Source organism: Bradyrhizobium sp. MOS003 (assembly GCF_003020125.1).
Lineage (GTDB): Bacteria > Pseudomonadota > Alphaproteobacteria > Rhizobiales > Xanthobacteraceae > Bradyrhizobium.
The window spans coordinates 150,810-175,360 of sequence record NZ_PYFW01000010.1 but is presented as its reverse complement, the minus strand read 5'-3'; the positions used below and the strand labels follow the sequence as shown (position 1 = coordinate 175,360).

The window sequence follows — 24,551 nt, the reverse complement described above, 5'->3', positions numbered from 1 at the left end:
CCTTTACTTCTTCGCGTAACTCACGCCCATGCCCGCACGGACGTCGCTTTGAATGCCATAGGGCGGAATCGGGTAGCGCAGGCCGTTCCTGGCCAGCGCCTTCATGCCTTCAATCGCCTTGGCGAGATGCGAAGGCGTCAAGGCCATCAGCATCTCCTCGTCCGGCACGCCGCCATAGCGCCGTTCCGCATAGCATGGCAAGGACAGGCTGGGCTCCCCGGTCTTGAGCGCCCGCCCCCAGGAATCCGCGCACGCGGTCTCGCCGACCACGCCCCATTCGAACTTCTTGTAGCCGGTATATTGCAGACCGTTGATCAGGATGATCATCTGCCCCGGCGTTGCATAGACCAGGCAGATGTCGGGCGGATCGAGCCGGCCGCTGGCGAGCGGACTGACGGCGAGCGCCTGATATTGCCCGAACGGAACCACGTCCAGCGCCTCCTGGCGCTTGCGCGCGTCCTCCGCGGTGCCGTGCCAGACCCCGACGTAGTTCTCACCGGCGAGCCATTTCTCGTCCTGCGGTGCGAGGCCAATCACCGCGCGGCACTGCGCGCCGACGAGATCGTCGGCGGTGATGCCGACGGTCCAGCCCAGACGCGAAGCCATGCTGACGATCTGGTCGGTGGTGTGGATCGCATTCGGTCGCCGGATTTTGGGGATCGCCTCCATGTCCGCGGCGCGCGCGAACAGCTTCATGCCGATCACATTCGTTTTCAGCCGCAGCAGGTTGTTGAGATCGGCGACGAGGCCGCCGAGATCGATGCTGTCTGCACTCTGCTGTTGCATGGCGTCCTCCCGGCCGGCGATCGTGAGCCGGCGCTGTGTTCTTGTTTTGCAGCTCTCGTTCTAGTCCTTGCCCGGTCCCGGAAGCAACTCGCCGGTCCTGCCCATCAGACGGTAGGCTACGAGGCCGATCCACTCGCGTACCGCAACTTCGGTTCGGCCCAGCCCGTCCGCGCCCATATTGGTGAAGGAGAAGAGATCGTCACGTCCGCCCATTCGCCAGTCCACCGGATAGGCCTCGACGTCGAACCCGGCCTTGCGGAAAATTCCCATCGAGCGCGGCATGTGGAAGGCCGACGTCACCAGCAGCCAGCGCTCGCCCGGCTTCGGCGTCACCAGCTGTTTCGTGAAGAGCGCATTCTCCCAGGTGTTGCGCGAATTGCGCTCGAGGATCAGGCGGTCCTTCGATATGCCGAGATTCTCCAAAATCGGCGCGGAATAGTCGGCCTCTTTCGCATCGGTCGCAACCAGGTTCGCGCTCCCGCCGGTAAACACGATGCGCGCATTAGGATAGCGGCGCGCGAGCTCGGCCGGCGCAAACAGACGATCGGCGGCGTGCGCGACGACGGGCGTCCGATGCGCCGCAGACAAATCGGTGTCGACGGAGCCGCCGAGCACGATGATGCCGTCGGGCGCGCCGCGCGAGGCGTCCCACGCGGGAAAGCGCGATTCGAGCGGATAGATCAGGAGATTGCCGAGCGGCGAGAACGCCGCCAGCGCCAGCAACACCAGCGTTGTCACCGCAAGCTTGCGGCCGAGCGCGGCAAAGCGCGTCGCCATCAGCACCAGCGACAGGATCCCGAGCTCGACCACGAAGTTGATCGGCAGCAATGCGGTGCCAAACGTCTTGGACAGGACGAAAAACAGGGGAGCCTCGCTGGAATGAACTGGCGGGTTCGCGCGGGGCTTGACCTGCCCTGCGATCTCAGAATTCTTCATGAAAGAGGATCGATCGCCGGGTCAAGCCCGGCCTGATGAAAGCGACCGGACGCGGCAAATGACCCATCACCACCTGCATTCCAGCCCCAAAACCTGCCATTGGGGCTTCTTCGAAGCCGCGCTCGAGCCTATCCTCACCGTCAAAAGCGGCGACGAGGTGACGGTCGACACCATCAGCGGCGGCCCGGACATGCTGCCCGACCGCGACAAGTTTCACGTTCCGCCCGAGATGTTCGAGGTTCATGCCAATAACGAGCGCATGCTGCCGGGCCACATCCTCACCGGCCCGATCGCGGTCGAAGGCGCCGAGCCCGGCGACGTGCTCGCGGTCGAGATCCTCGACGTCCAACTCCGGCAGGATTGGGGTTGGAACATGATCAAGCCGCTGTCCGGCACCCTGCCCGACGATTTCCATGAAACCCGCATCCTGAACATCCCGCTGGATCGGGCTCGGATGGTCGGCCGCATGCCGTGGGGTCTCGACCTGCCGCTGAAGCCGTTCTTCGGCGTAATGGGCGTGTCGCCGCCCCCTAGCTGGGGCCGCATCTCCTCGCTGATCCCGCGCGCCATGGGCGGCAATCTCGACAACAAGGAACTCGGCACCGGCGCGACGCTGTATCTGCCGGTGTTCGTACCGGGCGCGATGTTCTCCTGCGGCGACGGCCACGGCGTGCAGGGCGACGGCGAGGTCTGCGTGACCGCGATCGAGACCGCGCTGCAGGGGCGCTTCCGCCTGACGCTGCGCAAGGACCTGACCTTCGACTATCCCCGCGCCGAGACGGCCACGCATTACATGACCATGGCGATGGATCCCGACCTCGACCAGTGCGTGGTGCGCGCGCTGCGGGACATGATCGCCCTGCTCGGCGAGACGCGAAACCTGTCGCGCGAGGACGCCTACACGCTGTGCAGCCTGGCCGCCGATCTCAGGGTGACCCAGACCGTCAACGGCGCCAAGGGCATCCATTGCATGATCGAGAAGGCGATCGTGCACGGCTGAGCCGGCCCGCACCTCCCGACCTGTCGACGCCACGCCGCCGCCCGATGTCCCGCGCGGCGCGCCGCGCCATGCCAACTTTCTCCAGCGATTTCAACGAGCTGATATCGAAGCCTTGCCCGAATTTGACTTCCACCCCTAAACCTAAATAGAGTCTTAATCGTTACTTTTATGTATCTGAGTATGAGGCTAGCGTTCGGACCATGGCCACCGAAAAAGCCGAGACTGACCGTATTCCCGTAACCTTGGCGCTCTCGACCATCACCTATCTGGAGAAGCTGGTGAGACAGGGCACCCACGGCACCAGCGTTCCCGGCGTCGCACGTACCCTGATCGAGGAAGGCATCCGTCTCGCCATCAAGGACGGACTTCTGTCGATTCGCGACAATGGCAGAACGTGAGCGCGCGCCGGACGTGAACGGACCAATCTCGGAAGGCGGATGGCCACATCTGCAACCTGGGACCGTGACACATGCCTGTTCTTTCGCCCACCTGGACCGACGAACGAATTGAACTTCTGAAGCAGCACTTCGAGGCGGGCCTCTCCTGCCGCGAGATCGCCGCCGACATCGGCGTCAGCCGCAATGCCGTGATCGGCAAGCTGTCCCGCCTCAATCTCACGCGCGGCCGCACCATCGAGGACCGTAAGATTCAGGACCGGCCGGCGCGGGCGCCGAGGACCGTGCCGCGGCTGCAATACGCGATGCTCGCCACGATCTATGGCGAAGCCGCCGAACCGGTTGCGGCAGGGCCGATCGACGAGGCCAATCGCTGCTCGCTGCTGGAGCTCTCGGAAAATCGCTGCCGCTGGCCGATCTCGACGCCGGGCGCCGAGGATTTCTGCTTCTGCGGCAATTCCGCGCCCGACGGTCAGCCCTATTGCACGGGCCACAGCCGCCTCGCCTACCGGCCGAACGGACGGGCCCGCGTGATGCGCGGCTGAAGACCGCGCTGGCACAAAACGAAAAACCTCCGGCGGGGCATCGCCGGAGGCTTCTGGAGGCTTAGCGTGAAGCTAAGAGCCGCAACTTTCGTGTGTGGCTTGGGGCTATATAGCTTAGTAACTCATGTAAGTACATTAATCTGAGGCGACTCAATCGCATGGCTCGTCTTCGCCGTCTGCACGGGCCATGGACTTCCGAAGGCCCTGCAAAAAAGCCCCGGCGGTGTTCCGCCGGGGCCTGTGTCGATCGGAGAAGACCGCCAGCTTACCAGTTGCGCTGGGCGCGCAGCAGCATGCTGTAGGTGTCCTGGTCCTTGATCTCGTAGGTCGCCGCCGGCTTGGCAACGCCCGTCAGCGCTGCGGTCGTGATCGCGCCCGAGTACTTCTGGTCGAGGTGGCTGTAAGTGAAGTCGGCCGAGAAGGTCAGGTTCTTCACCGGCGTCCAGCGGGTGATGACGCCGACCTGCCCGATGTTGAAGTCCGGGTTACAGGTACCGGTCAGGGTGGCGAACGCCGCGCTGCCGCAGATCAGACCCTTCGCCGTGCCGCTGTAGTTGACCGCAGCCCACGCGCCGTACAGCGCCGTGTTCCAGTTCGGGCTCCAGTTGTGGGTGTAGGCACCCCGGAAGCCGTAGGTCTTGGTCAGCTCGAGGCTGCCGCCCGGTGCGAACACCGCGTCGGACACGCCGGCGAAGCCGATGCTCTGATACGCAGCGTTCGAGCTGCCGAACATCGAGTAGCTGGTCGCCGCCAGCTCCTGGAAGTTGTAGCGGCTCGCGCCCTCGGTGTAGACGCCCGAGATGTTGATCACGTCGCCGGCGCCGGTCGGGATGTTCTTGATGCCGAGCGCAAGCTGAACGGCCCAACCCCATTTGTCTTCGGGATGACCGGTGGTTTCGGTCGCACCGTAATAGGCGACATGGTTGTCGTGCGCGGCGACCGATGCCTGAAACAGGCCCCAGGCCTGCTCGACGCGAACCATGGCAACGAGATCGGGCGCGCGGGTGCCGCCGAGGTCGTTCGAGCCATAGGCACCGCCGAGTACGCCGGTGGTGGAGATGCCGGCCGTGTTCCAGATGTTGGTCTGGAACACCTGCGTCTGGTCCTGCGCCGAGAATGCAGCCGTGATGCCCTGACCGAAATCGGCGGTGTAGGTGAACTGGGTCACGCCGTTGGTGGTGCCGCTGCCGCCGACGAGCTGGTCGAAATTGTTGCCGGGATAGTTGATCCAGGGCGCGTCGAACTGCGACACCGCCTTACCCATGGTGAAGCCGGCGAACTGGATGAAGGCGTAGTAGACGCCGAGCGCACCGCCCGAGGTGTTGCCGTCGGTGCCGTTGATGTTGCCGCCGCCCGAGCCGGTGAGGCCGGTGCCGGCCGCGTTCAGGCCGATCGTGCCGCTGTACTGGGTCGCGCCCGTGCCCGAACCGGTGCCGCCGTAGCTGCCGGTCGTCCAGGTGAAGACCGCGTCGAAATAGGTGCGGACTACGCCGTACTCGGTCGCGGTGCGCGTGTCGATGTTGAGGTCTTCACGAGCGCGCATCGAGTAGTAGTTGGTCAGGCGGTTGTTGGCCGCGAACACGCCGTTGTACTGGGCGCTGTAATTGCCGCCGGCATTGAGCGCCACTTCGGCACGCACATAGCCGCCGAGCTTGATGCAGGTGTCGCTGCCCGGGATGTAGTAGAAACCCGCGCCGTACAGCGTGCAGATCTTGACGTACTCGACCGCCTTGGCCTTGACCGGAAGATCGGCCGCACGGGCTCCACTGACGGCGATCAGACCCGCCGCAGTGCCGAGCAGAAGGCTCTTCACCACTTTCATTTCAAAACCTCCAAGTTGCTCATTTTGACGAAGACCAGACCTTGAGGTCCCCCAAGTCCCCGTCTCTCAAATCCGCCCGGACGCTTTCGGACACCCCCGCTTTCGGACGCGAGGAACGTGAGCGAACCACCTGCAACGGGACGATCGAGTACCCCCCACCGTCGGGAACCAATATGCCTGCGTCGTTCGGTAATCAAAATAGTTTATTAGATCAGCTTTTCGGTTTTGTTAGACCTGTACCCGGCGCGCAACACTTGCGATCTCGCGAATCAATGAGCTGGTCATCTTTGTAATTTTAGTGACGAAATTACCTTGCTCTGCACTTGCGTCAGAGCAGGCTTGCGTCGACTATGGCCCTCCACGAACACCGGCCTGAACAATCGGTTCACGGGAGTGACGCTGTGTCCGCGACGAGGAAAGAAGGAGCGCGCATGCGCTCGATCGCCAACCTGGATATCATCAGGCGCTTCACCTGGGAGATCTCGTCGATCAACATGTATCTGGAAGAGCTGCGTCAGTTCTGGGCGAAGACGCTCGGCATTAGCGGCCCGCAATGGCTGATCCTGATGGCCATCTCCGACCTCGACAAGGACGACGGCATTCCGGTCAACGTCGTCTCCAAGCTGCTCCACGTGGACCCGTCCTTCGTCACCACCCAGTCCAAGCTGCTCGAGAAGAAGGGCCTGCTGCGCCGCCGTCCCTCGCCGACCGACGCCCGCGTGGTCCGGCTGTCCCTGACCGACAAGACCCAGAAGCACATCGCGAGCCTCACCGAGCAGTACAAGACGATCCGCGAATTCGTCTTCCAGGAGTTCGACGAGGACGAATTGACGGAATTCACTGGCAAGCTCGCGACGCTGAAGACCCGCCTGCAGAAGGCCTGCGTCCGGATGTCGGTCGACTTTTAGGGCCCGGGAAGCTGCGCTCAGATCCGCCGCGCGGCGGCGCCGAGCTGCGATTCGAGCCAGTCGAAGATGTATTCGTTGGCAAGGCTCGGATTGTCAGCATGGGACTGCGCCGCGCCGGTCTCGGCGGCCGTGAACACCTTCAGCATGACATCCGAACTGCCGAGCCGGGAGTCCTGGACAATCTGACGCGCCCGGTCGGCCTTGAGCCAGCCGTCCTCGCCGAGCGTGATCAGCACCGGACAGTCGACGCTGGAGGCCATCAGCGGCGCATGCGGCACCGGCACGATGGTGACGTCGCTCATCGCGAAACGGCTGGCAAAGAAGGCCCGCTCGTGCAGGTCCCACAGGCCGCCGTCGCAGACGGCGGCGGCAAGCCGCGGCTCCTGCAACACCGCGCGCGCCACGAAGGACGAGCCCCAGCCGTCGGCGATGATTCCGACCCGGGCGAAATCGATGTCGCCGCGCGTCTCCAGATAGTCCATGACGCAGGGAATCGCGCTTTCGAGATCCCCCCGCCGCAACAGCTCGTCGAGATAGTCGTCGCGCTGGTCGCCGAACAGGTCGAGCGCCAGCATCGAGAATCCACGCTCGCGCGCATGCGGCACGAGCTTGTGCAGGAATTCCTCCTTGCGGTGGCCGGGCTCGCCGATGCAGATCACGGTCGGAGCCCGCCCGCTCCCCGACGGCGCGGAAAGGAAGTAGCCCTGCAGCGCATGCCCGTCGAGCCAGGGGATCGTCACGACTTCGCCGGCGGGAGCGCGCGCCGCGAGGTAGCGGCGGGCGCATTCCTGCATCGCGAGCACCGCGACCCAGCGGCGCTCGTCGTCCGGCTCGAGCGGCATCGCCGCCGCACCATAATAGTTCATCGCGCGCAGCCAGTTGCGCTGCGCGCTCGCCATGTGGCCTTCCGCGAACGCTGCCTCGGCGCGATGCCGATTGGCCTGCGCCAGTTTCTTCCACTCGCGATGCCAGGACCGGTCGTCGCCCCGCTTCAGCTGCCGCGCGATCATCAGGCATTCGGCGATCGTGGCGCCGCCCTCCTGGGCCGCGGTCAAGAGCCGCGTGAATTCAGCGGAGATGTCCTCCCGCTCCGGGCAGAGGATCCAGTCGTCGGAGAGGCATGCGGGTATCATCGGAGCTACGCTCTATCGTCGCGTTACCCTTGATTGAGTAAACCAATTCAGTGCACCGACCAAGCAGCCGTGCACTGAATGAGAGCCGTCCGAGATCACCATCGCTTGAACGAAACCGGTCCGCTCGCATGCGTGACATTCCAATTCGTCATGAGGTGATCCCCATTGGCAGGAGACGGCACCTACAGATACCTGCACGCCTCTTGCCATGATGATGATCATACCTATATCGGCGCACCCTGGAGGCGATCTCAACCGAGCCGCCAGCCGACCTCCTGCGTAAAGCTTTCGTAGAAAGCGCGATCATAGGCCTGCTCCGGCGTGGCGCGGACGCGTTCGTCGAGGCGCTTGGCGTCCTCGCCGACGAGAATGCGCCAGCGCTCAGCCTTGACCCCGTCGAGAATGATCTTCGCGGCCTGTGCAGCCGTGGTCGGCGCATCCTCGAGGAAGCTGCGGGCGCGCTCGGCGAACACCGCCTGGATGTCCTCGTCCGACATCTTGTCGGCATCGGGCACGCCGGCCGCGACCATGCGCTTGCGCGTCAGCGCGACCTCGTCGGCGTTGAGCCGCTCCGAGCCGTCGGCGCTCTGCACCTTGCGCGAATTGGAGACGATCGAGGTGCCGATGTGGCCGGGCATCACCACCGAGCATTTGACGTGCGGCGCGTGCAGGCGGAGGTCGTTGATCAGCGCTTCGGTAAATCCCTTCACCGCAAACTTGGCCGAGCTGTAGGCGGTGTGTGCCTGGCCCATGCCGATCGAAGCCCAGAAGCCGTTGACGCTCGCGGTGTTGACGATGTGGGCCTCGTCGGCAGCCACCAGCATCGGCAGAAAGGTGCGCACGCCGAGATAGACGCCGCCCCAGCAGATGTTGAAGGTGCGCTCCCACTGCTCGCGCGTGTTGGTGAACAGGCTGCCGCCGCCGCCGATGCCGGCGTTGTTGAACAGCAGATGGATCCTGTCCGTCTTCTGCTGCTCGGCGAGCTCGTCGCGAAAGCGCTTCAGATGATCCTCGATCGAGACGTCGGCGACATGCGTCGTGACGCGCAGGCCTTGCGGCAGCTTCTCGACCTCGCAGAGCCGCTTGGTTTCCGCCATCGCGGCCTCCGAGACGTCGCACATCGCGACATTGCAGCCCTCTGCCACGAGCTGCCGCGCGAGCTCGCGCCCCATTCCCGTGCCGCCACCTGTGATGACCGCGATCTTTCCTGCGAAATCTTTCATGGGACTTTCGGCCCCTCCCCTTGTCGGTCTGTTTCTTCGTCTGCGCCGCTTGCCGGGCACGGGCGAAATGTAGCAGCGCCGCATCCGCAAATGAAAGCGGATCGACGATGCAGGCGTTATTTTGGCGCGCGGACTATCGGCCGTTCCGGTGCTGCTGCCACGCGGTTTGTGCATAAGAGGCACTTCGCCCGCGGCACATCCTTCGCGACGCCCGCCGTTGGCGGGCCCTCAGGATGAGGACTGGTTGCATGGCAGCAGCGTCAACGAACACCGACGTTCATCAGCCTCATCCTTGAGGAGCCCGCGCAGCGGTCGTCTCGAAGGACGAGGCGCTTGCTCGGCATTCGCCGTTGCAAGGCATGGCGGCCGCCCGGGGCAGTATGACTGCGGCTCCCGTATTTGTCCGGCTTCCGTTTAGGGGCAAACTTTTTACAATCCGAATCGTCAAATGGACGCCGGACGCTGAGTCGAGTCGGCCAGGCCAGCGTGTGGTTTGCGTGTCACAGGCTCTGGCACTCCGCTTGCATCTTCTTCGTGGTCAGAAACTACCTATGAGGTGACAGGAATGTTCGTGACCGTCGTTGCCGTGCTCTGCCGGCTGAGCGCAGCCAGCTCAGGCAGTTGCATCGAGGAAATCGTGACCGACAGCAACATGACGCCCGAAATATCGATGATGCAGTGTGCAATCGGCGCACAGGCGCCGTTGGCGAAATGGATGGGCGAGCATCCGATCTATCACGCCAATTGGCGCCTGGATCGGTACAAATGCGTGCCCGGCCATTACGAGATCAAGGGCCACGCCTAAGGCCCGCAAAACTACTGATCCGTCAATGACGGATACGAGGAAACGCCCGGGGGCCGGCTTGTCCCTCCGCGGGCACGACCAGCGCCAAGCCCCCGCGAGGCGGCCCGCCCTGTGACCACGGTCACACCTTTCACCTCAGGCCACCGCACGCATGATCAGCGCCCGCGCGCGCCGCCCTTCCGGCGTCGGCATCAGCGCGTAATTGTGCGGCTGATCACGCAGCAGATGCAGTTCGACCGGCACGCCCACCGCCCTCGCCCGGGCAGCGAGATCGACGCTGTCGGGATAGAGCAGATCGCGCGTGCCAGAGAAGATCGTCATCGGCGCGAGGAAACGGAAGACGCCGTTGAGCGGGCTGACGTAGGGATGGTCGACATCGAGCTCGCCGGCGTAGAGCCGCCCGGCCTCAACGAGGCCCGGAATATCCTGGATCGGATCGCGTGCCGCGATCGTCGCCTGCTCCGGACGACTGACCGACGCATCGGCCGCGGGCGAAATCAGCACCATCTGGTTCGGCTGCCGATGACCACGATCACGCAGCCATTGGCACGCGGCGAGCGCGAGCCCCCCGCCGGCGGAGTTGCCGACCACCGTCACCTTCGCAGACCCCGCGTCCTCCAGCAGCATGCGCAGGATCTCGGCCGTCACCGGCACCACGTCCTTCGCGGTCGCGCGCGGCGCCAGCGGATAGATCGGCACCACGCAGACGACGTTCGCCTTGCGCGTCATCTCGCCGACGAAGCGCCAATGCGCCGGCACGATCTCGTTGATGTAGCCGCCGCCATGCAGGAACATGACGAAGTTGCAGCCCTCATGACCCGAGGACGGCGCGGTGTAATAGACCGGCCATCCGCCCATCTTCGTCAGCGTCGCCTCGACACCGCGACCGAGCCCCGTCGGCTCGAAGGTGACAGGCTTAAGCGCGAGCTTCTGCACATGCGCGTGCACCGCCTCGGCTGATGCGAGCTGCTTCTTGTGGGGGAGCTGCGCCAGCACCGCGTTGAACAGGCGGCTCTGCAGGCTCGGCGCGGGATCGCGGTTTCGCGGCGCGCACATGACAGGACAAAACTGCAAGGCCGACACAAGTCTTGCGACGCTCATGGTCCCCTCTCCGCCTGGCTTTCGCATCAATATGGCGACGAAGACGCTTGCCGGAAGGTCGCCATGGGGCAATATAATGCGAGCATTCGCTCGCTTTTCCTACTCGCATTCGGATCGCATCGCCATGGCCCGCACGCCGCCGACAAAGCCTCGGAAAAACGCCCTGCAGGCGCGATCACGCGCCACCGTCGATGCGCTGGTCGAGGCGACCGCTCGCATTCTGGTGCGCGACGGCTTCGAGAAGACCAGCACCAACCGGATCGCGGAAGTCGCCGGCGTCAGCGTCGGCTCGCTCTACCAATACTTCCCGAGCAAGGAAGCGCTCGTCGCCGCCGTTATCGACCGCCACAACGAGGAGATCATGGGCATCGTCCGCGCCGCGCTCGCGGAGGTCGCGGACCTGCCGATCGACAAGGCGGTGCGAAAACTCGTCACCGTCGCGATCGACGCCCACCGCATCAATCCGAAACTGCATCGCGTGCTCGCCGAGCAGATCCCGCGCACCGGCCAGCTCAGGGATGTCGAAGCCTACAACCGCGAGATCCAGACCCTCGTGCGCGCCTATCTCGAAAGCCGCCGCAAGGAGATGCGCAAGGTCGACCTTGACGTCGCAACCTTCATCTGCGTCAGCACGATCGAAGCGACCGCGCACAACACGGTGCTACATGGCGCCGAGATGCTGTTGGAGAAGATGGTGCGGACGCTCGCGGACGAGACGACGCGGTTGGTGGTGGGGTATTTGAGGTAGGTCGCAGTCGATGCCCAAAGCCTGGACGCGCTTGCCAGAATGCGAGGACATGATGCGCCCTTTGGCGGGCGAAGAGGTCAGGCCGCAATGTCCGTGAAATGGGAAGACCCTATTGAGCGCACTGATCGAGCATGCCGACAAGCTTCGGCCTGCCGCTCCCGATGCTCATCCCCTCAAAACCGAGGAATATAGGTGCCTCATAGGAGACCTGAATCGCCACACCAACATTCTCCCCTTTGCGAAGGGCGACTATTTCCTTTTGCGACAGAGTGTATGTGACCTTGAACAGCCCGTTTTGAATCCGCTTGGAATCCGGACGCAGTCGGTACACCTGCCCATCGATCAAAAGAGAATGGGCGGCCATATTCATGAGCTCAGTATCCCGACGAAGGGTATCGAAGATGGCGAGTAAGAATGCGCGCCGCTTTTCGCAGTAGAGGATGAACTTGTTGATTCCGGATTCTTCGGTTGTTAGCTGTCCTTTCAGATAAAGCTGTCCGTCCGTACTTTCGATTGTCCAGACAGGTCGGGTCCGCCCGTTATTGACGACGTTCAGCCGCTCCAAAGTTACTTTGTCGACCTCCTGCATCCCGTCAGGGCTCGCGGCGGCGCTCAACGTGAATAGATCCGGATCAACATCCATCGAGCGCATGTATTCGACTGCCAGAGCGGAGATGACCTGAGCAGTCCCTTCAATGCGCTCATCGGCCCGCACCGACTTGAATTGGTGAACGCCGTATCGGGACCCCTGCTTCAAATACCTGAACTGACCGCCTAAATATGCGTACGCGCTATAACAGCCGCCCGCATCAATATCGTAGCGCTTCGAAGAGAATGGTGAATTCCGACCGATATCGGTGGACAAACCATATTTTCGGAACAGACGACCGAGTTCGATGCCTGCAGCCAAGCTTCCACCGGGTGAGTTCAGGTAGACAATAGACCGATCGGGAATACGGTTTTGCGTGACATACTGCTCAAACCGCTGGGGTGCATCGGGATCGATGTCTCCGTCCAAAAACACAAACCATCCATTGCCCGCTATCTCAGTGGGTAGCTCCGGCGGGAATCCCTTTACAGTCATGTTCGATTGCGCGTCCGCCGAACCCGACTGAAAAGCCAATAGAAGAGCGAGCGCGTAAATCTTCCGCCACGCCATGGCTTTCACAAGCTGCGCCATCGATCCAATTCCTGCCCCAAACGCCACAAATTAGCGCGGGAGTACAGGCCGTCGCTACACCTTTTGGTAGAAGCAAGCAGTTGCCGGCCCTGCGCCGATGCCAGGCAGCCACACCTCTATGGCAGCCTGCGCTCTCGGAGCTCCCGAATCTGCCTCGCGATCGCGATCGCCCTCTCCTGTGCCCACAGCTGGTCGTACTGAGCGACTTCATGCCGGCCGAGATCTTCCGTCGACGCCCCCTCAATGATCCGCTCTCTACTTCTCCGACTGCAGAAATGTGCAACGAGTCCCGAGATCTTTTGCTGCTCGTCTGGAGTTTGATTGGATAGTCGCGTCAAGCTCTCGCGCCATAGACAATCCTCGCGCGCGATCTCGTCACGAAGAACCTGCATGAGCCGATCAGTTTCTTGATTTTTGGGTCCGTCACCGGCCAAAGTGGCCGAGGTGGTCAGCGCGAGCGCGCAGAGCAGAGCGATCCGGAGCATTCCCAATCCCATTGGCTGGCAAGTGCCGGCATAATGCCGCTACTGCGCCGGACGGGTCAAATCGATTCGGAAAAGCGACATCTGATCAATGACATCGCTACTGTGCATGGGGTTGTTTTTCGACATTTTGGCTTGCCAACCATCAGGGGTCGCCGCGGTTGATCGCCGCGCACGCGTGCCCGGCGGGGAGCGCGTCCCAAACCGACGCTCAATCCGCCCAACCGATGCTTTGAGAAAAATGGTCGGAGCGAGAGGATTTGAACCTCCGACCCCTAGTCTCCCAGACTAGTGCGCTAACCGGGCTGCGCCACGCTCCGAACGTCGTTCCATTAGCTAGGATCGGAGCGATGCGCAAGGCGAGGCCGCAGCATTTTGCCGTCCCTGCCCACAGTCGCCGGAACTGCCCGCAATGCCGCTAAAAAGGCAGTCAGCCGTCCTTCAGCGCCTGGTCCAGCATCTCGCGGCAGGCGACGAGGTCGGCGAGGACGCGGCCTAGCCGTTCCCGGTCCAGCGCACTGGGGCCGGCCGGAGCCGCGGCAGTCGTGCCGCCCTTGCGGAAGGTGGTGAGGATGTCCTCGTCGTCGACCTCGGTGAAGCGGAAGTCGATGCCTTCCTCCTCATCGCCCTGGTAGTCGTCCTCGTCGCTGTCGGTGACGCCCTTGATCGGCGCCTCCTCGTCCTCGGGCTCCATCAGGCTCGCGCCGATGGCATCCTCGATGGCGCCGAACGAAACCGCGGCGGCGCTGTCGGCGAGGCCCTGCACCGATTTGACGCCGTGCTCCTTCAGGATCCGCTGCACCCCGCGGATGGTGTAGCCCTCGCCATAGAGCAGCCGGCGGATGCCCTTGAGCAGGTCGACGTCGTCGGGGCGGTAATAGCGGCGGCCGCCGCTGCGCTTCATCGGCTTGATCTGGGAGAACCGGGTCTCCCAGAACCGCAGCACGTGCTGGGGAATGTCGAGTTCCTGCGCTACTTCGCTGATGGTTCGGAACGCATCCGGCGCCTTGTCCAAATGCCAAATCCTTTGCGCAGGGCGCGACTTACGCCTCGGGTTGAATCTTGCTGCCGTCGCCGTTGGTACGATGCTGCGCGTTGATCCGCTGCTTCAGGATCGCCGATGGCTTGAACACCATGACCCGGCGCGGCGAGATCGGCACCTCGGTGCCGGTCTTCGGGTTGCGACCGATGCGCTGGCCCTTCTTGCGGACCATGAACGACCCGAACGAAGACAGCTTCACCGTCTCGCCCTTTTCCAGGCAGTCGGTGATCTCCTTCAGCACGAGTTCCACGAAGGCGGACGATTCCGTGCGCGACAGGCCCACCTTCTGGTAGACGGCTTCGCACAGATCGACACGCGTTACGGTTTTACTTTGATCGGTCATCGCCCTGCCCCACATCACGGCGAACAATTGTTGTCTGAAATTATGAGCTTACGATACGGCGGTCAACAGCGCTCATCAATGCAGGCGCATCGATAATGGCCGCGAATTCCGGCAAAATTTTATCGACTGTGGCTCTACCAGCGCACCATCGCCGAGCCCCAGGTGAAGCCGCCGCCCATCGCCTCCATGAGAACCATGTCGCCGCGCTTGATGCGACCATCCTTGCGGGCCGCCGACAACGCCAGCGGAATCGAGGCGGCCGAGGTGTTGCCGTGACGGTCCACCGTCAGCACCACCTTCTCCGGCGCAATGTGAAGCTTGTGGGCGGACGCGTCGATGATTCGCTTGTTGGCCTGGTGCGGCACGAACCAGTCGATGCTGTCGGCATTGAGCCCGGTCGCCTCGAAGGCGTCGACGATGACGTCGGTGATCATGCCGACCGCATGCTTGAAGACCTCGCGGCCCTCCATGCGCAGATGGCCGACGGTCTGGGTTGAGGACGGGCCCCCGTCGACGAACAGCTTTGCCTTGTGGCGGCCGTCGGAGCGCAGATGCGTGGTGACGACGCCACGATCGGTCGCAGCCTTGCCCGGCTGCTCCTGCGCCTCCAGCACCACCGCGCCGGCACCGTCGCCGAACAGCACGCAGGTGCCGCGGTCGTTCCAGTCGAGTATGCGCGAGAAGGTCTCGGCGCCGATCACCAGCGCGCGCTTGAAGGCGCCGGTGCGCAGGAAATTGTCGGCGGTGGCGAGCGCGAACACGAAGCCCGAGCACACTGCCTGGAGATCGAAGGCCGCGCCGTGGTTGATGCCGAGGGCGTGCTGCACGGCGACGGCGGTCGCGGGAAACGTGTTGTCCGGCGTCGAGGTCGCCAGCACGATCAGGTCGATCGACTGCGCATCCAGGCCGGCGTCGGTCAATGCAGCCTGCGCCGCCTTGATCGCGAGGTGCGAGGTGAACTCGCCCTCGCCCGCGATGTGCCGCTCGCGAATGCCGGTGCGCTGCACGATCCACTCGTCGGAGGTGTCGATACGCGCCGCCAGCTGGGCGTTGGTCACCACCTGCTCCGGCAAATAAGAGCCGCAGCCCAGCACGACCGAACGAATCTGAGTCACGAAACAGCCTCCTGCGCGGCCTGCACGGAATTGAGTGCACCACCTTCGCGGTTGAGCATCTGATTGATCTTGTTCAGGAGATCGAATTTGACCATCTCATAGCCAACATTGATCGCGGAGGCAAAGCCTTCGGCGCTGATTCCGCCATGGCTCTTGACCACCAATCCGTTCAACCCCAGGAACACGCCCCCGTTGGACTTGTTCGGGTCCATCTTGTTGCGCAGCGCCTGAAAGGCATCGCGTGCCAAGAGATAGCCGAGCTTGGTCATCCAGCTCCGCTGCATCCCTTCGCGCAGCAATTCCGCCATCTGCCGCGCGGTTCCCTCGGCAGCCTTGAGCGCGATATTGCCGCTGTAACCTTCGGTCACGATGACGTCGGCGTGCCCCTTGCCGATGCCGTCGCCCTCGACGAAACCGATATAGTCGAGTTCCGGAAGGTTCCTGGCGCGCAGGATTTCACCCGCCTCGCGGATCTCCTCGTGCCCCTTGATCTCCTCGACCCCGATATTGAGCAGCCCGACCGTGGGGCGCTTCTTGTCGAACAGCACGCTTGCCATCGCCGCGCCCATCACCGCGAGCGACACCAGATGGTGCGCGTCGCCGCCGATGGTTGCGCCGAGGTCGAGCACGACGGATTCGCCCCGCTTGGTCGGCCATACCCCGGTGATTGCCGGACGGTCGACCCCCGGCAACGTGCGCAGATGGAAGCGCGACATCGCCATCAGCGCGCCGGTGTTGCCGGCGGAAACCGCGACATCCGCCTCGCCCTTCTTCACCGCGTCGATGGCAAGCCACATCGAGGAGGTCTTGCGGCCGCGCCGCAGCGCCTGGCTCGGTTTGTCCGAGCCGCTGACGGCCACGTCGGTGTGGATGATCTTCGAAGCGGCCCTAAGGGCGGGATGCTTCGCGAGCTCGGGCTCGATCATGGCGCGGTCCCCGACCAGCAGGAACTCGGTCCCCCGATGCCTCTGAAGCGAGATAGCGGCGCCGGGAATGACCACGGCGGCGCCGCCGTCGCCCCCCATGGCGTCCAGCGCAATGCGAACCTTGCTTGGCATAAAAGTCCCGGAAACCTGGTCTGGTGCGGTCTTGAACGAGCGGGGCCGCAGAATGGGTTCGCCATCGACATGGCGATCGGTCGAGCGCCACGCCGCGCCCCGACCGGGGCGCGACAATAGCGTTTTGTTACCCCGAAACAACCTCTTGCCCCCAGCCTTTTGCTTTCAGGGCGGTCCGGCCGCCAAGCGGCAAATTCACAGGAAACGCATTGGAATCAAACGGATAAATCAGCTTTTCAAACCGCTCACGCAAGCACCTCACGCCCCGTAGCAAAGCGGTGCTGCCGGGAATGCCCAGCTATTTGCCCTTCTTCTTGTCTTGTTTCTTGTCTTGCAGCGCCTTCAGCACCGCAAATGGATGGTCCTCCGGATCGGGGGCGGTGACCTCCGCCTCGAACACAACCCCCTCCTTGCGCGGATAGGGATCGATCGCCAGGAACAGGGCGTCGGTGGCGAGGCGGCCGAGGTCGATGATGCCGTTGACGATCGGCTCCGGCGGGTCAGCGACCTCCGACGAATCCTTGTCGTCCCGCCCCTCCGCGATCAGGTCGGCCAGGCGGCGCGCCTCGGCCTCGGGGGCGAACGTCAGATCCACCTCCTCGTCGACCTCGCTCTCGATCGGATCGAGCGTGACCACGCAGGTTTGGCCGATTCGGGCCCGGACGCTGCCGGTCACCTGGACGCGGCCGCCACTCCTGGGCACCACATCGAAATCGGCCTGGGCGGACAGTATCTCGCGCAGGCCACCGGCCTCCGCCATGGCCTGCCGCTCGGCGGCCGAGGCCTCGAGCTTGCGGTGCAGGCCGGTGTCGGGGATCTGCGCAACGAGGACGGGGACCCGCCAGGGATCGGGCTCGGATCCGGTACTTGGTCGGCTCATGGCGTGTCACCCTCGGAAAGCGCTGGAGGAAACCTGAAGGCGCCGCGCAGCAGCGCGGCCTCGTCGGCCCGGCCGAGATCGGCCTCGCTGGCCCGCGCATAGGCCGCGAGCCGCTTCGCCCGGTCCAGCCCGGTCCCGTTCAAGATATTCTTGCAGATCGCCTCTGCCAGGGCCTCGCCGCCGGCCTCGACGGCCTGGTCGTAGGCCTGGACGCGACCGTAAAACGCCTCGCCGAAGGCCCGCATCCGCTTCGGGACGGTCTGGTCGCCTACCCCCATCTCGCGCAGATTGTCGTCCATGTCCTCGCAGAAGCGGTCGAACAGCGCCTGCGACAGCTCCGAGGCTCCCGCGGCGGCTCCCTGGACCGTCCGCAGGCTCCGCAGCAGCAGCCAAAGATGCAGCAGCAACAGGTCGAAACGCCCGTTAACCGTATCGGGCACGCCCAAGTCACGGTAAAATATGGGTTCTCGCGCCTGCGTCACGATCATGCCATAGATGGCTTCAATGGTGCCGCGCGGGGTTAGCCGGGGTTTCCTGAAGTGATTGAACGGCCAAAGCATTGTGGTTTCCGCAAGCGGGCGCGCGCGTGTTGCATTCAGACGCCCCGCCCGGTACTTCAGCGCCTCGCGCGATGCAAGGGGACGGAATCAGTTCCGCTATGACGATAACGAACCAGACCAGCCTGCGCGCGGACAAGCGGCGCGGCCTTCATGCACGCTGGCGCGGCTTGCGCATGCTCGCCGCCGTCGCCCTGGTCGGCGCCGCGCTCACGGGCTGCACCGGCGAGCAATTCCAGAAGGGCTACATTCTGCCGCCCGGCGCGCTGGAGCAGATTCCGATCGGCGCGAGCCAGGACCAGGTGCTGATCGTGATGGGCACGCCCTCCACGGTGGCAACCCTCGACGGCGAAGTGTTCTACTACATCTCGCAGCGCTCGGAGCGCATGGTCGCCTTCATGAACCAGAAGGTGGTCGACCAGCGCGTCATCGCGGTCTATTTCGACAAGAACCGGCGTGTGCGCCGCCTTGCGAATTACGGCCTGCAGGACGGCAGGATCTTCGACTTCATCAGCCGGACCACGGCGACGTCGGGTCAGGAGATGAGCTACCTCGCGCCGCTGTTCAAGCTGCTTAGCTTTAACTGAGAATCGCACCTGCGGCGTCCTGCCGCTGTCGTTGCAGCCGTCGCGGTCGCATGCGGCTTGCCGTCGCGCGCCTGGTTCCCTACGCTCCCTGCAAAACAAGAAGCAGGGAGAGGATTCGTGCCCAGACATTTGCTATCCCGACGTCGCGTGCTCACCGGTGCGGCCGGCCTTACGGCCGCAGCGATCCTGCCGCGATCGAGCCTGGCCGACTGGAAGCCGACCGAAAACGTCCGTCTCGTCGTGCCGGCCGCAGCCGGCGGCTCGACCGACGTGTTGGGCCGGCTCCTGGCCGCGCATCTGCAGACCGCCTGGGGCCAGTCGGCCGTCGTGGAAAACCGCTCCGGCGGCGGCGGCACCATCGGCACGGCCGAGGTGGTTCGCGCCAAGCCTGACGGCCACACCATCCTGGTCGGCAATCCCGGTCCGAACGCGATCGCCTACAGCATCTTCAAGAATCTGAGCTACAAGCCGGACCAGCTCCAGCCTGTCTCCAACATGATCCGGATTCCGAACATCGTGTCGGCGCATCCGAAAACCGGCATCAAGTCGATCGCCGAGCTGATCGCCTATCTCAAGGCCAATCCGGACAAGCTCAGCTACGCCTCCTCCGGCGTCGGTCAGAGCCCTCACCTCACCGGCGCCTGGTTCCTCCAGCTCACCGGCCTCAAGATGACGCACATCCCGTTCCGCGGCGCCGGTCCCGCGCTCCAGGCCGCGCTCGCCGGTGACATCCAGATCCTGTTCGACAATCTCTACCCGAGCCTGCCGCAGGTGCAGAACGGCACGCTCAACGGTCTGTGCGTCACCACCACCGAACGCAGCGACCTCGCGAAAGACCTGCCGACCATGCGCGAGACCGCGCCGGAGCTGGCGAATTTCGACGTGTCCTCGTGGTTCTCGGTGTTCCTGCCGAAGGGCGTCTCGCCCGAGGTGCTGAGCGCGCTCAATCTCCAGGTCAAGGCGATGCTGGAGCGCGACGACATCAAGAAGCAGATCGCCGCCATGGGCGCCCGCGCCGACTACGGCACGCCCGAGCAGTTCGCCGCCTTCGTGGATGCCGAGACGAAGAAGTTCGCCGGCATCATCCAGAAGGAAGGGCTGCAGATGGACGTGCAGTAGCTGACGTCCGCGATCCGTGTCGGCGGATGCACTTCGCGACCCCGATTGGCGCCGCGCCCAACGTGGCGATCGCATCGCACCTAGGACGACTTGTTGATCTTCTTGACCTTGGCATCGGTGGCCTCGATCGCCAGCGCGAGCTCCAGGATGGCCTTGGATAACAATTCGGCGGCCTCCTTCTGGTCCTGCGACTTGGCGGCGCGGAGCGCATAATTCCGGGCGGATGAGAGCGACATGGATTGATCTCCGTGTTTGTTCGCATGGAGCGAACGAGGTTGTTGCCAAGCAAAACCCCGCGGCTCGCGCCGCGGGGTTTTGTCTTGTCTGGTCTGCGCCGCTCAGTGCGCCAGGATCGCCAGCAGCAGCAGCGCCACGATGTTGGTGATCTTGATCATCGGGTTCACCGCGGGACCCGCGGTGTCCTTGTAGGGATCGCCGACGGTGTCGCCGGTCACGGCCGCCTTGTGGGCGTCGGAGCCCTTGCCGCCGAAATGACCGTCCTCGATGTACTTCTTGGCGTTGTCCCAGGCGCCGCCGCCCGAGGTCATGGAGATCGCGACGAACAGGCCCGTCACGATCACGCCGAGCAGCATGGCGCCCACCGCCGAGAACGCCGCCGACTTGCCGGCCACGCCGCCACCCGCGATCGCATAGATCGCGAAATAGACGAAGATGGGCGACAGCACCGGGAGCAGCGAGGGGATGATCATCTCCTTGATCGCCGCCTTGGTCAGCAGGTCGACCGCCTTGCCATAGTCCGGCTTGTCGGTGCCCTGCATGATGCCCGGCTTCTCACGGAACTGGCGCCGCACCTCCTCGACGATCGCGCTCGCCGCACGGCCGACTGCGGTCATGCCCATCGCGCCGAACAGATACGGCAGCAGACCGCCGAACAGCAGGCCCACCACGACGTAGGGATTGTTCAACGAGAAGTCCGGATTGACGCCGGCGAAGTAGGGATGATGCGCGGAGTCCGCAACGAAGAACTTGAGGTCCTGGTTGTAGGCTGCGAACAGCACGAGGGCACCGAGACCGGCGGACCCGATCGCATAGCCCTTGGTGACTGCCTTGGTGGTGTTGCCGACCGCGTCGAGCGCGTCGGTCGATTTGCGCACTTCCTTCGGCAGGCCCGCCATCTCGGCGATGCCGCCGGCGTTGTCCGTCACCGGGCCGAACGCGTCGAGCGCGACGACCATGCCGGCCAGCGCTAGCATCGTGGCAGTCGCGATCGCGATGCCGAACAGGCCGGCGAGGCTGTAGGTGACCAGGATGCCGGCGATGATCACGATCGCGGGCAGCGCGGTCGCTTCCATCGAGACGGCAAGCCCCTGGATCACATTGGTGCCGTGGCCGGTCACCGAGGCCTGGGCGATCGACTTGACCGGACGATAGTCGGTGCCGGTGTAGTATTCGGTGATCCAGATGATCAGCGCGGTGACGACGAGGCCGACCACGCCACATTCGAACAGCGCCATGCCGGTATAGTCGACGCCATCAAGCTTGCCGAAACCGATCAGGCTGTAGATCACGCCGGCGATGCCGATCAGCGACAGGACGCCGGTTGCGATCAGGCCCTTGTAGAGCGCGCCCATGATCGACTGGCTCGGCCCGAGCTTGACGAAGAAGGTGCCGATGATCGAGGTGATGATGCAGATGCCGCCGATCGCGAGCGGCAGCGTCATCATGTTGGCGAGGATCGGCGTCTTGGCGAAGAAGATCGCAGCGAGCACCATGGTTGCGACCGCGGTCACCGCATAGGTCTCGAACAAATCGGCGGCCATGCCCGCGCAGTCGCCCACGTTGTCGCCGACGTTGTCGGCGATGGTGGCCGGGTTGCGCGGATCGTCCTCGGGAATGCCGGCCTCGACCTTGCCGACGAGGTCGCCGCCGACGTCCGCACCCTTGGTGAAGATGCCGCCGCCGAGACGGGCGAAGATCGAGATCAGCGAGGCGCCGAAGCCGAGCGCCACCAGGGCGTCGATGACGATGCGGCTGTCAGGTGCAAGCTTCAGCGAATGCACCAGGAAGCCGAAATAGAGCGTCACGCCGAGCAATGCGAGACCTGCCACCAGCATGCCGGTGATCGCGCCGGCCTTGAAGGCGAGCTCGAGGCCGCCGGCGAGCGACGTCGTCGCGGCTTGCGCGGTGCGCACATTGGCGCGGACCGAGACGTTCATGCCAATGAAGCCGGCGGCTCCCGACAGGACGGCGCCGATCAGAAAGCCGATGGCAACGTAGATTCCGAGGAAATAGACGAGCAAGACGAAGATGACCACGCCAACCATGGCGATCGTCGTGTACTGGCGCCGCAGATATGCCTGTGCCCCCTCCGCGACCGCTGCCGCGATCTCCTGCATGCGCGGCGACCCCGCATCCGCGCTCAACACCGAAGACGTCGCCCAAATCGCGTAGACGACGGAAAGCACTCCGCAGAGCACAATCAACCATAATGCTGTCATGTGATTTTTGCCTCAGATCCTTGATGTGTCCCCGGCGCCTTTTGTTGTCCGTCGTGCGGTGCGGCGCCTTGATTTCGAACAAAGCCGCCCCCTACCCAAAAGGGGCGGCCTTAGTCGGTCACAAGCTTGCCAAAATCGAATTGAGGGTGCAACGCCGGATAAGGCCGAAAACGCCGATCTCGGCAGGTAATTAGGCCAAGCACCGAGAACTTGGATGCCGGTTTGGAGCAATTCCTAGAAGTGGCTGTAGGACAGCCGCCTCAAGACCAATTCCTGGCCCTGCCCGTCCAGGAAGCGCGGCCCCTGCTGGCCCGCGACGATCGTGCCGATCGCGGTAACGGCAAGGCCGGTCGCCCGCCCCGCGGCAATCAGCGCATCTGCCTGCGCCGGCGAGACGGTGCACAGCACCTCGTAATCGTCGCCACCCGCAAGCAGCGTCTCGACGCAAACGGCGTTACGGGCAACCAGGCCTGCGGCCGCGGCCGAGAGCGGCACGCGCGCCACGTCGACCGTGGCCGAGACCCCGGACGCCGCGCATAGTTTGGTCAAATCACCGGCGAGGCCGTCGGAGACGTCCATCGCCGCGGTCGCATGATCGCGCACGGCCCGTGCCAGCGGGTTGCGCGGCTGCGGCACCCGATAGCGTGACACCAGGGCCTCTCTCGCAGCGGGATCGGTCGCGAGCGCGGCCGCAGCGGCACCGCCGGTGAGCACCTCGAGGCCGAGCGCTGCGTCACCGATCGTGCCGGTCACCAGAATGCGATCGCCTGGCCTCGCACCGGTACGGCCGACCATCCGCCCCTTCGGCACGCGGCCGAAGGCGGTGATCGAGATCATCTGCGGCCCCGGCGTCGACACCGTGTCGCCGCCGAGCAGCGGACAGCCGAATTCTCTCGCGTCCTCGCCCAGCGCGTCCGCGAAGGGCCGCAGCCAGGCATCCTCCTTGCTGCGCAGCGCCAGCGTCAGTACGAAGCCGGCCGGCACCGCACCCTTGGCCGCGAGATCGGACAGGTTCACCCGCAGCGCTTTTCGCGCGATGGTGTCAGGCGGATCGGTGGCAAGATAGTGCACGCCTTCGACGACGGCGTCGGTGGTGACGACAATGTCGTCGCCCGACGACGACAGCACCGCCGCGTCATCGACCAGGCCGAACGCGCCGGGATCGGTCGCCAGCGGCTTGAAATAGCGCGCGATGAGGGAGTCTTCGGGGGAAGGATTGTTCGCCATCATCGGCAGCTACACCCACCACTGTCTTCGCCCTCGCGGGAAACTACCCGCGCCCGAACTCGTCGCCGCGAAACTGGCGGCCGATCTGGTCGAGCACGGCGTTGACCATTCCGGTCTCCTCGCGGTCGACAAAGGCGTTGGCGACATCGACATATTCGGAGACGACGACGCGGCCCGGCACGTCCTTGCGGTGCTGCAGCTCATAGGCCCCTGCCCGCAGCACCGCGCGCAGGATCGCTTCGATCCGCTTCAAGGGCCAGCCCTTCGACAGTGCCTCGTCGATCAGCGGATCGAGCTTCTGCTGGTCGCGCACGACGCCCGAGACGACGTCTCGGAAGAAGGCCGCTTCTGCCGGCAGGTACGTGTCGCCCTCGACCTCGTTGCCGAGCCAGTGGCTCTCGAACTCGGCGAAGATGTCGTTGATGCCGGCGCCGGCGATGTCCATCTGGTACAGCGCCTGCACGGCTGCGAGCCGTGCTGCACCACGTCGGTTCGCCTTCTTCTCCGTGGGCCCCGCCGGTTTCTTGTTGTCAGCCATGATCAAGCCCGCGCCAGCCGGCGCTTGATGCGCAGCATCGCGATCGCCGCGCGCGCGGCATCGCCGCCCTTGTTGAGCTCGCTGGCGCGCGCCCGCGCCCAGGCCTGGTCCTCATTGTTGACCGTGAGAATTCCGTTGCCGAGCGGCAGCTTGCGCGCCACCGCAAGGTCCATCAGCGCGCGCGAGGATTCCTGCGAGACGATCTCGAAATGAATGGTGTCGCCGCGTATCACGCAACCGAGCGCGATCGCCGCGTCATAGGGCTTGCCGTTGGCGGCAGCCGCGTCGACGGCGATAGCCACCGCCGCCGGAATCTCAAGCGCGCCCGGAACCGTGATCACGTCATGGGTCAGGCCAGCCGCCTTCAGCTCGGCCACCGCGCCGTCCAGAAGCGCGTCCTGGAGGTCGTCATAGAACCGTGCCTCGACGATCAGCGCGCGCGCGCCGGAAATGTCGGTCTGGTCCTTCAGGGGTGCGCGCCGCGCGTCTGCCATGGTCAACCTATTCTGTCATTGCCGGGCTTGACCCGGCAATCCATCGGGCTAGCCCCTCTTAAGAGGAT

General features: G+C 64.3%; 26 protein-coding genes and 1 tRNA gene. 8 read left to right on the top strand and 19 right to left on the bottom strand.

Annotated elements, in window-relative coordinates; all coding sequences use genetic code 11:
* Positions 1 to 3 precede the first annotated feature (3 nt).
* Both C7G42_RS30510 and C7G42_RS30505 read right to left on the bottom strand, forming a co-directional pair.
* A complete protein-coding gene (locus tag C7G42_RS30510; RefSeq protein ID WP_106952586.1) occupies positions 4 to 786 on the bottom strand; it encodes a DUF169 domain-containing protein in 783 nt (260 codons plus the stop codon).
* Positions 787 to 846: 60 nt separating this feature from the next.
* Complete coding sequence (locus tag C7G42_RS30505; protein ID WP_199581225.1) at positions 847 to 1,614, bottom strand: YdcF family protein; 768 nt, start codon at positions 1,612 to 1,614, stop codon at positions 847 to 849.
* Positions 1,615 to 1,780: 166 nt separating this feature from the next.
* Here C7G42_RS30505 and C7G42_RS30500 point away from each other — a divergent pair, with 166 nt between their 5' ends.
* The 3 genes from C7G42_RS30500 (at position 1,781) to C7G42_RS30490 (ending at position 3,662) form a co-directional block, all read left to right on the top strand.
* Positions 1,781 to 2,722, top strand: a complete 942-nt coding sequence (locus C7G42_RS30500) for an acetamidase/formamidase family protein (RefSeq protein ID WP_106952585.1) — start codon at positions 1,781 to 1,783, stop codon at positions 2,720 to 2,722.
* A gap of 200 nt (positions 2,723 to 2,922) precedes the next feature.
* Positions 2,923 to 3,120, top strand: a complete 198-nt coding sequence (locus tag C7G42_RS30495) for a hypothetical protein (RefSeq protein ID WP_007603456.1) — start codon at positions 2,923 to 2,925, stop codon at positions 3,118 to 3,120.
* Between the two features lie 71 nt (positions 3,121 to 3,191).
* Positions 3,192 to 3,662 (top strand): GcrA family cell cycle regulator, encoded by a 471-nt coding sequence (locus C7G42_RS30490; protein ID WP_106952584.1) that lies wholly within the window; start codon positions 3,192 to 3,194, stop codon positions 3,660 to 3,662.
* 265 nt (positions 3,663 to 3,927) lie between these two features.
* On the opposite strand, the gene C7G42_RS30485 is transcribed toward C7G42_RS30490, so the two are convergent.
* Positions 3,928 to 5,484, bottom strand: coding sequence for a porin (locus tag C7G42_RS30485; RefSeq protein ID WP_106952583.1), 1,557 nt, complete (start codon positions 5,482 to 5,484; stop codon positions 3,928 to 3,930).
* 401 nt (positions 5,485 to 5,885) lie between these two features.
* Between C7G42_RS30485 and C7G42_RS30480 the strand changes: the two genes are divergently transcribed.
* Entirely contained in the window at positions 5,886 to 6,392 is a 507-nt protein-coding gene (locus C7G42_RS30480; RefSeq protein WP_199581218.1) for a MarR family winged helix-turn-helix transcriptional regulator, read from the top strand.
* 17 nt (positions 6,393 to 6,409) lie between these two features.
* Here the strand turns inward: C7G42_RS30480 and C7G42_RS30475 are convergent, their stop codons facing one another.
* Positions 6,410 to 7,525: an alpha/beta hydrolase family protein gene (locus C7G42_RS30475; RefSeq protein WP_106952581.1), complete on the bottom strand. Its 1,116-nt coding sequence runs from the start codon at positions 7,523 to 7,525 to the stop codon at positions 6,410 to 6,412.
* 251 nt (positions 7,526 to 7,776) lie between these two features.
* On the bottom strand, positions 7,777 to 8,748 hold the full coding sequence (locus C7G42_RS30470) for an SDR family NAD(P)-dependent oxidoreductase (RefSeq protein ID WP_106952580.1): 972 nt from the start codon (positions 8,746 to 8,748) through the stop codon (positions 7,777 to 7,779).
* Between the two features lie 565 nt (positions 8,749 to 9,313).
* Here C7G42_RS30470 and C7G42_RS30465 point away from each other — a divergent pair.
* Positions 9,314 to 9,553, top strand: a complete 240-nt coding sequence (locus C7G42_RS30465; RefSeq protein ID WP_094891819.1) for a hypothetical protein — start codon at positions 9,314 to 9,316, stop codon at positions 9,551 to 9,553.
* A gap of 135 nt (positions 9,554 to 9,688) precedes the next feature.
* Here the strand turns inward: C7G42_RS30465 and C7G42_RS30460 are convergent, their stop codons facing one another.
* Positions 9,689 to 10,654 (bottom strand): alpha/beta hydrolase, encoded by a 966-nt coding sequence (locus C7G42_RS30460; protein ID WP_199581217.1) that lies wholly within the window; start codon positions 10,652 to 10,654, stop codon positions 9,689 to 9,691.
* Positions 10,655 to 10,730: 76 nt separating this feature from the next.
* Between C7G42_RS30460 and C7G42_RS30455 the strand changes: the two genes are divergently transcribed.
* Entirely contained in the window at positions 10,731 to 11,402 is a 672-nt protein-coding gene (locus tag C7G42_RS30455; RefSeq protein WP_106952579.1) for a TetR/AcrR family transcriptional regulator, read from the top strand.
* Between the two features lie 109 nt (positions 11,403 to 11,511).
* Here the strand turns inward: C7G42_RS30455 and C7G42_RS30450 are convergent, their stop codons facing one another.
* From C7G42_RS30450 to C7G42_RS30410, 8 genes are all read right to left on the bottom strand, one after another.
* The gene (locus tag C7G42_RS30450; RefSeq protein WP_106952578.1) at positions 11,512 to 12,582 is read right to left on the bottom strand and encodes a COG3904 family protein; all 1,071 of its coding nucleotides are present in this window, start codon (positions 12,580 to 12,582) and stop codon (positions 11,512 to 11,514) included.
* 724 nt (positions 12,583 to 13,306) lie between these two features.
* Positions 13,307 to 13,384: transfer RNA gene (locus tag C7G42_RS30440), tRNA-Pro, on the bottom strand.
* Positions 13,385 to 13,494: 110 nt separating this feature from the next.
* Complete coding sequence (locus tag C7G42_RS30435; RefSeq protein ID WP_106952576.1) at positions 13,495 to 14,079, bottom strand: MerR family transcriptional regulator; 585 nt, start codon at positions 14,077 to 14,079, stop codon at positions 13,495 to 13,497.
* 28 nt (positions 14,080 to 14,107) lie between these two features.
* Positions 14,108 to 14,449 carry an integration host factor subunit alpha gene (locus tag C7G42_RS30430; protein WP_199581216.1) on the bottom strand — a complete coding sequence of 114 codons (342 nt, stop codon included), beginning with the start codon at positions 14,447 to 14,449 and terminating at the stop codon, positions 14,108 to 14,110.
* A 134-nt stretch (positions 14,450 to 14,583) separates the two neighbouring features.
* Entirely contained in the window at positions 14,584 to 15,564 is a 981-nt protein-coding gene (locus C7G42_RS30425) for a beta-ketoacyl-ACP synthase III (protein WP_106952575.1), read from the bottom strand.
* Positions 15,561 to 16,622 (bottom strand): phosphate acyltransferase PlsX, encoded by a 1,062-nt coding sequence (plsX, locus tag C7G42_RS30420; protein ID WP_106952574.1) that lies wholly within the window; start codon positions 16,620 to 16,622, stop codon positions 15,561 to 15,563. Before plsX ends, C7G42_RS30425 begins: the two co-directional genes overlap by 4 nt.
* Positions 16,623 to 16,920: 298 nt before the next feature.
* The gene (locus C7G42_RS30415; protein WP_106952573.1) at positions 16,921 to 17,502 is read right to left on the bottom strand and encodes a YceD family protein; all 582 of its coding nucleotides are present in this window, start codon (positions 17,500 to 17,502) and stop codon (positions 16,921 to 16,923) included.
* Positions 17,499 to 18,062 carry a ubiquinol-cytochrome C chaperone family protein gene (locus tag C7G42_RS30410; RefSeq protein WP_106952572.1) on the bottom strand — a complete coding sequence of 188 codons (564 nt, stop codon included), beginning with the start codon at positions 18,060 to 18,062 and terminating at the stop codon, positions 17,499 to 17,501. The genes C7G42_RS30415 and C7G42_RS30410 overlap by 4 nt, the downstream gene beginning before the upstream one ends.
* Positions 18,063 to 18,160: 98 nt before the next feature.
* On the opposite strand from C7G42_RS30410, the gene C7G42_RS30405 reads away from it, so the two are divergent.
* Both C7G42_RS30405 and C7G42_RS30400 read left to right on the top strand, forming a co-directional pair.
* Entirely contained in the window at positions 18,161 to 18,646 is a 486-nt protein-coding gene (locus tag C7G42_RS30405; RefSeq protein ID WP_199581215.1) for an outer membrane protein assembly factor BamE, read from the top strand.
* 117 nt (positions 18,647 to 18,763) lie between these two features.
* On the top strand, positions 18,764 to 19,765 hold the full coding sequence (locus tag C7G42_RS30400; RefSeq protein ID WP_106952571.1) for a Bug family tripartite tricarboxylate transporter substrate binding protein: 1,002 nt from the start codon (positions 18,764 to 18,766) through the stop codon (positions 19,763 to 19,765).
* 80 nt (positions 19,766 to 19,845) lie between these two features.
* Here the strand turns inward: C7G42_RS30400 and C7G42_RS35545 are convergent, their stop codons facing one another.
* From C7G42_RS35545 to ribH, 5 genes are all read right to left on the bottom strand, one after another.
* Positions 19,846 to 20,001, bottom strand: a complete 156-nt coding sequence (locus C7G42_RS35545) for a hypothetical protein (protein ID WP_008129438.1) — start codon at positions 19,999 to 20,001, stop codon at positions 19,846 to 19,848.
* A 102-nt stretch (positions 20,002 to 20,103) separates the two neighbouring features.
* Complete coding sequence (locus tag C7G42_RS30395; RefSeq protein ID WP_106952570.1) at positions 20,104 to 22,224, bottom strand: sodium-translocating pyrophosphatase; 2,121 nt, start codon at positions 22,222 to 22,224, stop codon at positions 20,104 to 20,106.
* Positions 22,225 to 22,458: 234 nt separating this feature from the next.
* On the bottom strand, positions 22,459 to 23,451 hold the full coding sequence (gene thiL / locus C7G42_RS30390; protein ID WP_106952616.1) for a thiamine-phosphate kinase: 993 nt from the start codon (positions 23,449 to 23,451) through the stop codon (positions 22,459 to 22,461).
* Positions 23,452 to 23,494: 43 nt separating this feature from the next.
* On the bottom strand, positions 23,495 to 23,989 hold the full coding sequence (nusB, locus tag C7G42_RS30385; protein WP_106952569.1) for a transcription antitermination factor NusB: 495 nt from the start codon (positions 23,987 to 23,989) through the stop codon (positions 23,495 to 23,497).
* Between the two features lie 2 nt (positions 23,990 to 23,991).
* Entirely contained in the window at positions 23,992 to 24,483 is a 492-nt protein-coding gene (ribH, locus tag C7G42_RS30380; RefSeq protein ID WP_092029955.1) for a 6,7-dimethyl-8-ribityllumazine synthase, read from the bottom strand.
* Positions 24,484 to 24,551: the final 68 nt, after the last annotated feature.

Bases quoted from the DNA above. Each gene is read 5' to 3' on its own strand.
- C7G42_RS30430 (WP_199581216.1), bottom strand. From the start codon at position 14,449: ATGACCGATCAAAGTAAAACCGTAACGCGTGTCGATCTGTGCGAAGCC.
- C7G42_RS30395 (WP_106952570.1), bottom strand. From the start codon at position 22,224: ATGACAGCATTATGGTTGATTGTGCTCTGCGGAGTGCTTTCCGTCGTC.
- thiL (WP_106952616.1), bottom strand. From the start codon at position 23,451: ATGGCGAACAATCCTTCCCCCGAAGACTCCCTCATCGCGCGCTATTTC.
- C7G42_RS30485 (WP_106952583.1), bottom strand. From the start codon at position 5,484: ATGAAAGTGGTGAAGAGCCTTCTGCTCGGCACTGCGGCGGGTCTGATC.
- C7G42_RS30405 (WP_199581215.1), top strand. From the start codon at position 18,161: ATGACGATAACGAACCAGACCAGCCTGCGCGCGGACAAGCGGCGCGGC.
- C7G42_RS30500 (WP_106952585.1), top strand. From the start codon at position 1,781: ATGACCCATCACCACCTGCATTCCAGCCCCAAAACCTGCCATTGGGGC.
- C7G42_RS30465 (WP_094891819.1), top strand. From the start codon at position 9,314: ATGTTCGTGACCGTCGTTGCCGTGCTCTGCCGGCTGAGCGCAGCCAGC.
- C7G42_RS30460 (WP_199581217.1), bottom strand. From the start codon at position 10,654: ATGAGCGTCGCAAGACTTGTGTCGGCCTTGCAGTTTTGTCCTGTCATG.
- C7G42_RS30510 (WP_106952586.1), bottom strand. From the start codon at position 786: ATGCAACAGCAGAGTGCAGACAGCATCGATCTCGGCGGCCTCGTCGCC.
- C7G42_RS30455 (WP_106952579.1), top strand. From the start codon at position 10,731: ATGCGAGCATTCGCTCGCTTTTCCTACTCGCATTCGGATCGCATCGCC.
- C7G42_RS30450 (WP_106952578.1), bottom strand. From the start codon at position 12,582: ATGGCGCAGCTTGTGAAAGCCATGGCGTGGCGGAAGATTTACGCGCTC.
- C7G42_RS35545 (WP_008129438.1), bottom strand. From the start codon at position 20,001: ATGTCGCTCTCATCCGCCCGGAATTATGCGCTCCGCGCCGCCAAGTCG.
- ribH (WP_092029955.1), bottom strand. From the start codon at position 24,483: ATGGCAGACGCGCGGCGCGCACCCCTGAAGGACCAGACCGACATTTCC.
- C7G42_RS30495 (WP_007603456.1), top strand. From the start codon at position 2,923: ATGGCCACCGAAAAAGCCGAGACTGACCGTATTCCCGTAACCTTGGCG.
- nusB (WP_106952569.1), bottom strand. From the start codon at position 23,989: ATGGCTGACAACAAGAAACCGGCGGGGCCCACGGAGAAGAAGGCGAAC.
- C7G42_RS30490 (WP_106952584.1), top strand. From the start codon at position 3,192: ATGCCTGTTCTTTCGCCCACCTGGACCGACGAACGAATTGAACTTCTG.
- plsX (WP_106952574.1), bottom strand. From the start codon at position 16,622: ATGCCAAGCAAGGTTCGCATTGCGCTGGACGCCATGGGGGGCGACGGC.
- C7G42_RS30470 (WP_106952580.1), bottom strand. From the start codon at position 8,748: ATGAAAGATTTCGCAGGAAAGATCGCGGTCATCACAGGTGGCGGCACG.
- C7G42_RS30415 (WP_106952573.1), bottom strand. From the start codon at position 17,502: ATGAGCCGACCAAGTACCGGATCCGAGCCCGATCCCTGGCGGGTCCCC.
- C7G42_RS30475 (WP_106952581.1), bottom strand. From the start codon at position 7,525: ATGATACCCGCATGCCTCTCCGACGACTGGATCCTCTGCCCGGAGCGG.
- C7G42_RS30410 (WP_106952572.1), bottom strand. From the start codon at position 18,062: ATGCTTTGGCCGTTCAATCACTTCAGGAAACCCCGGCTAACCCCGCGC.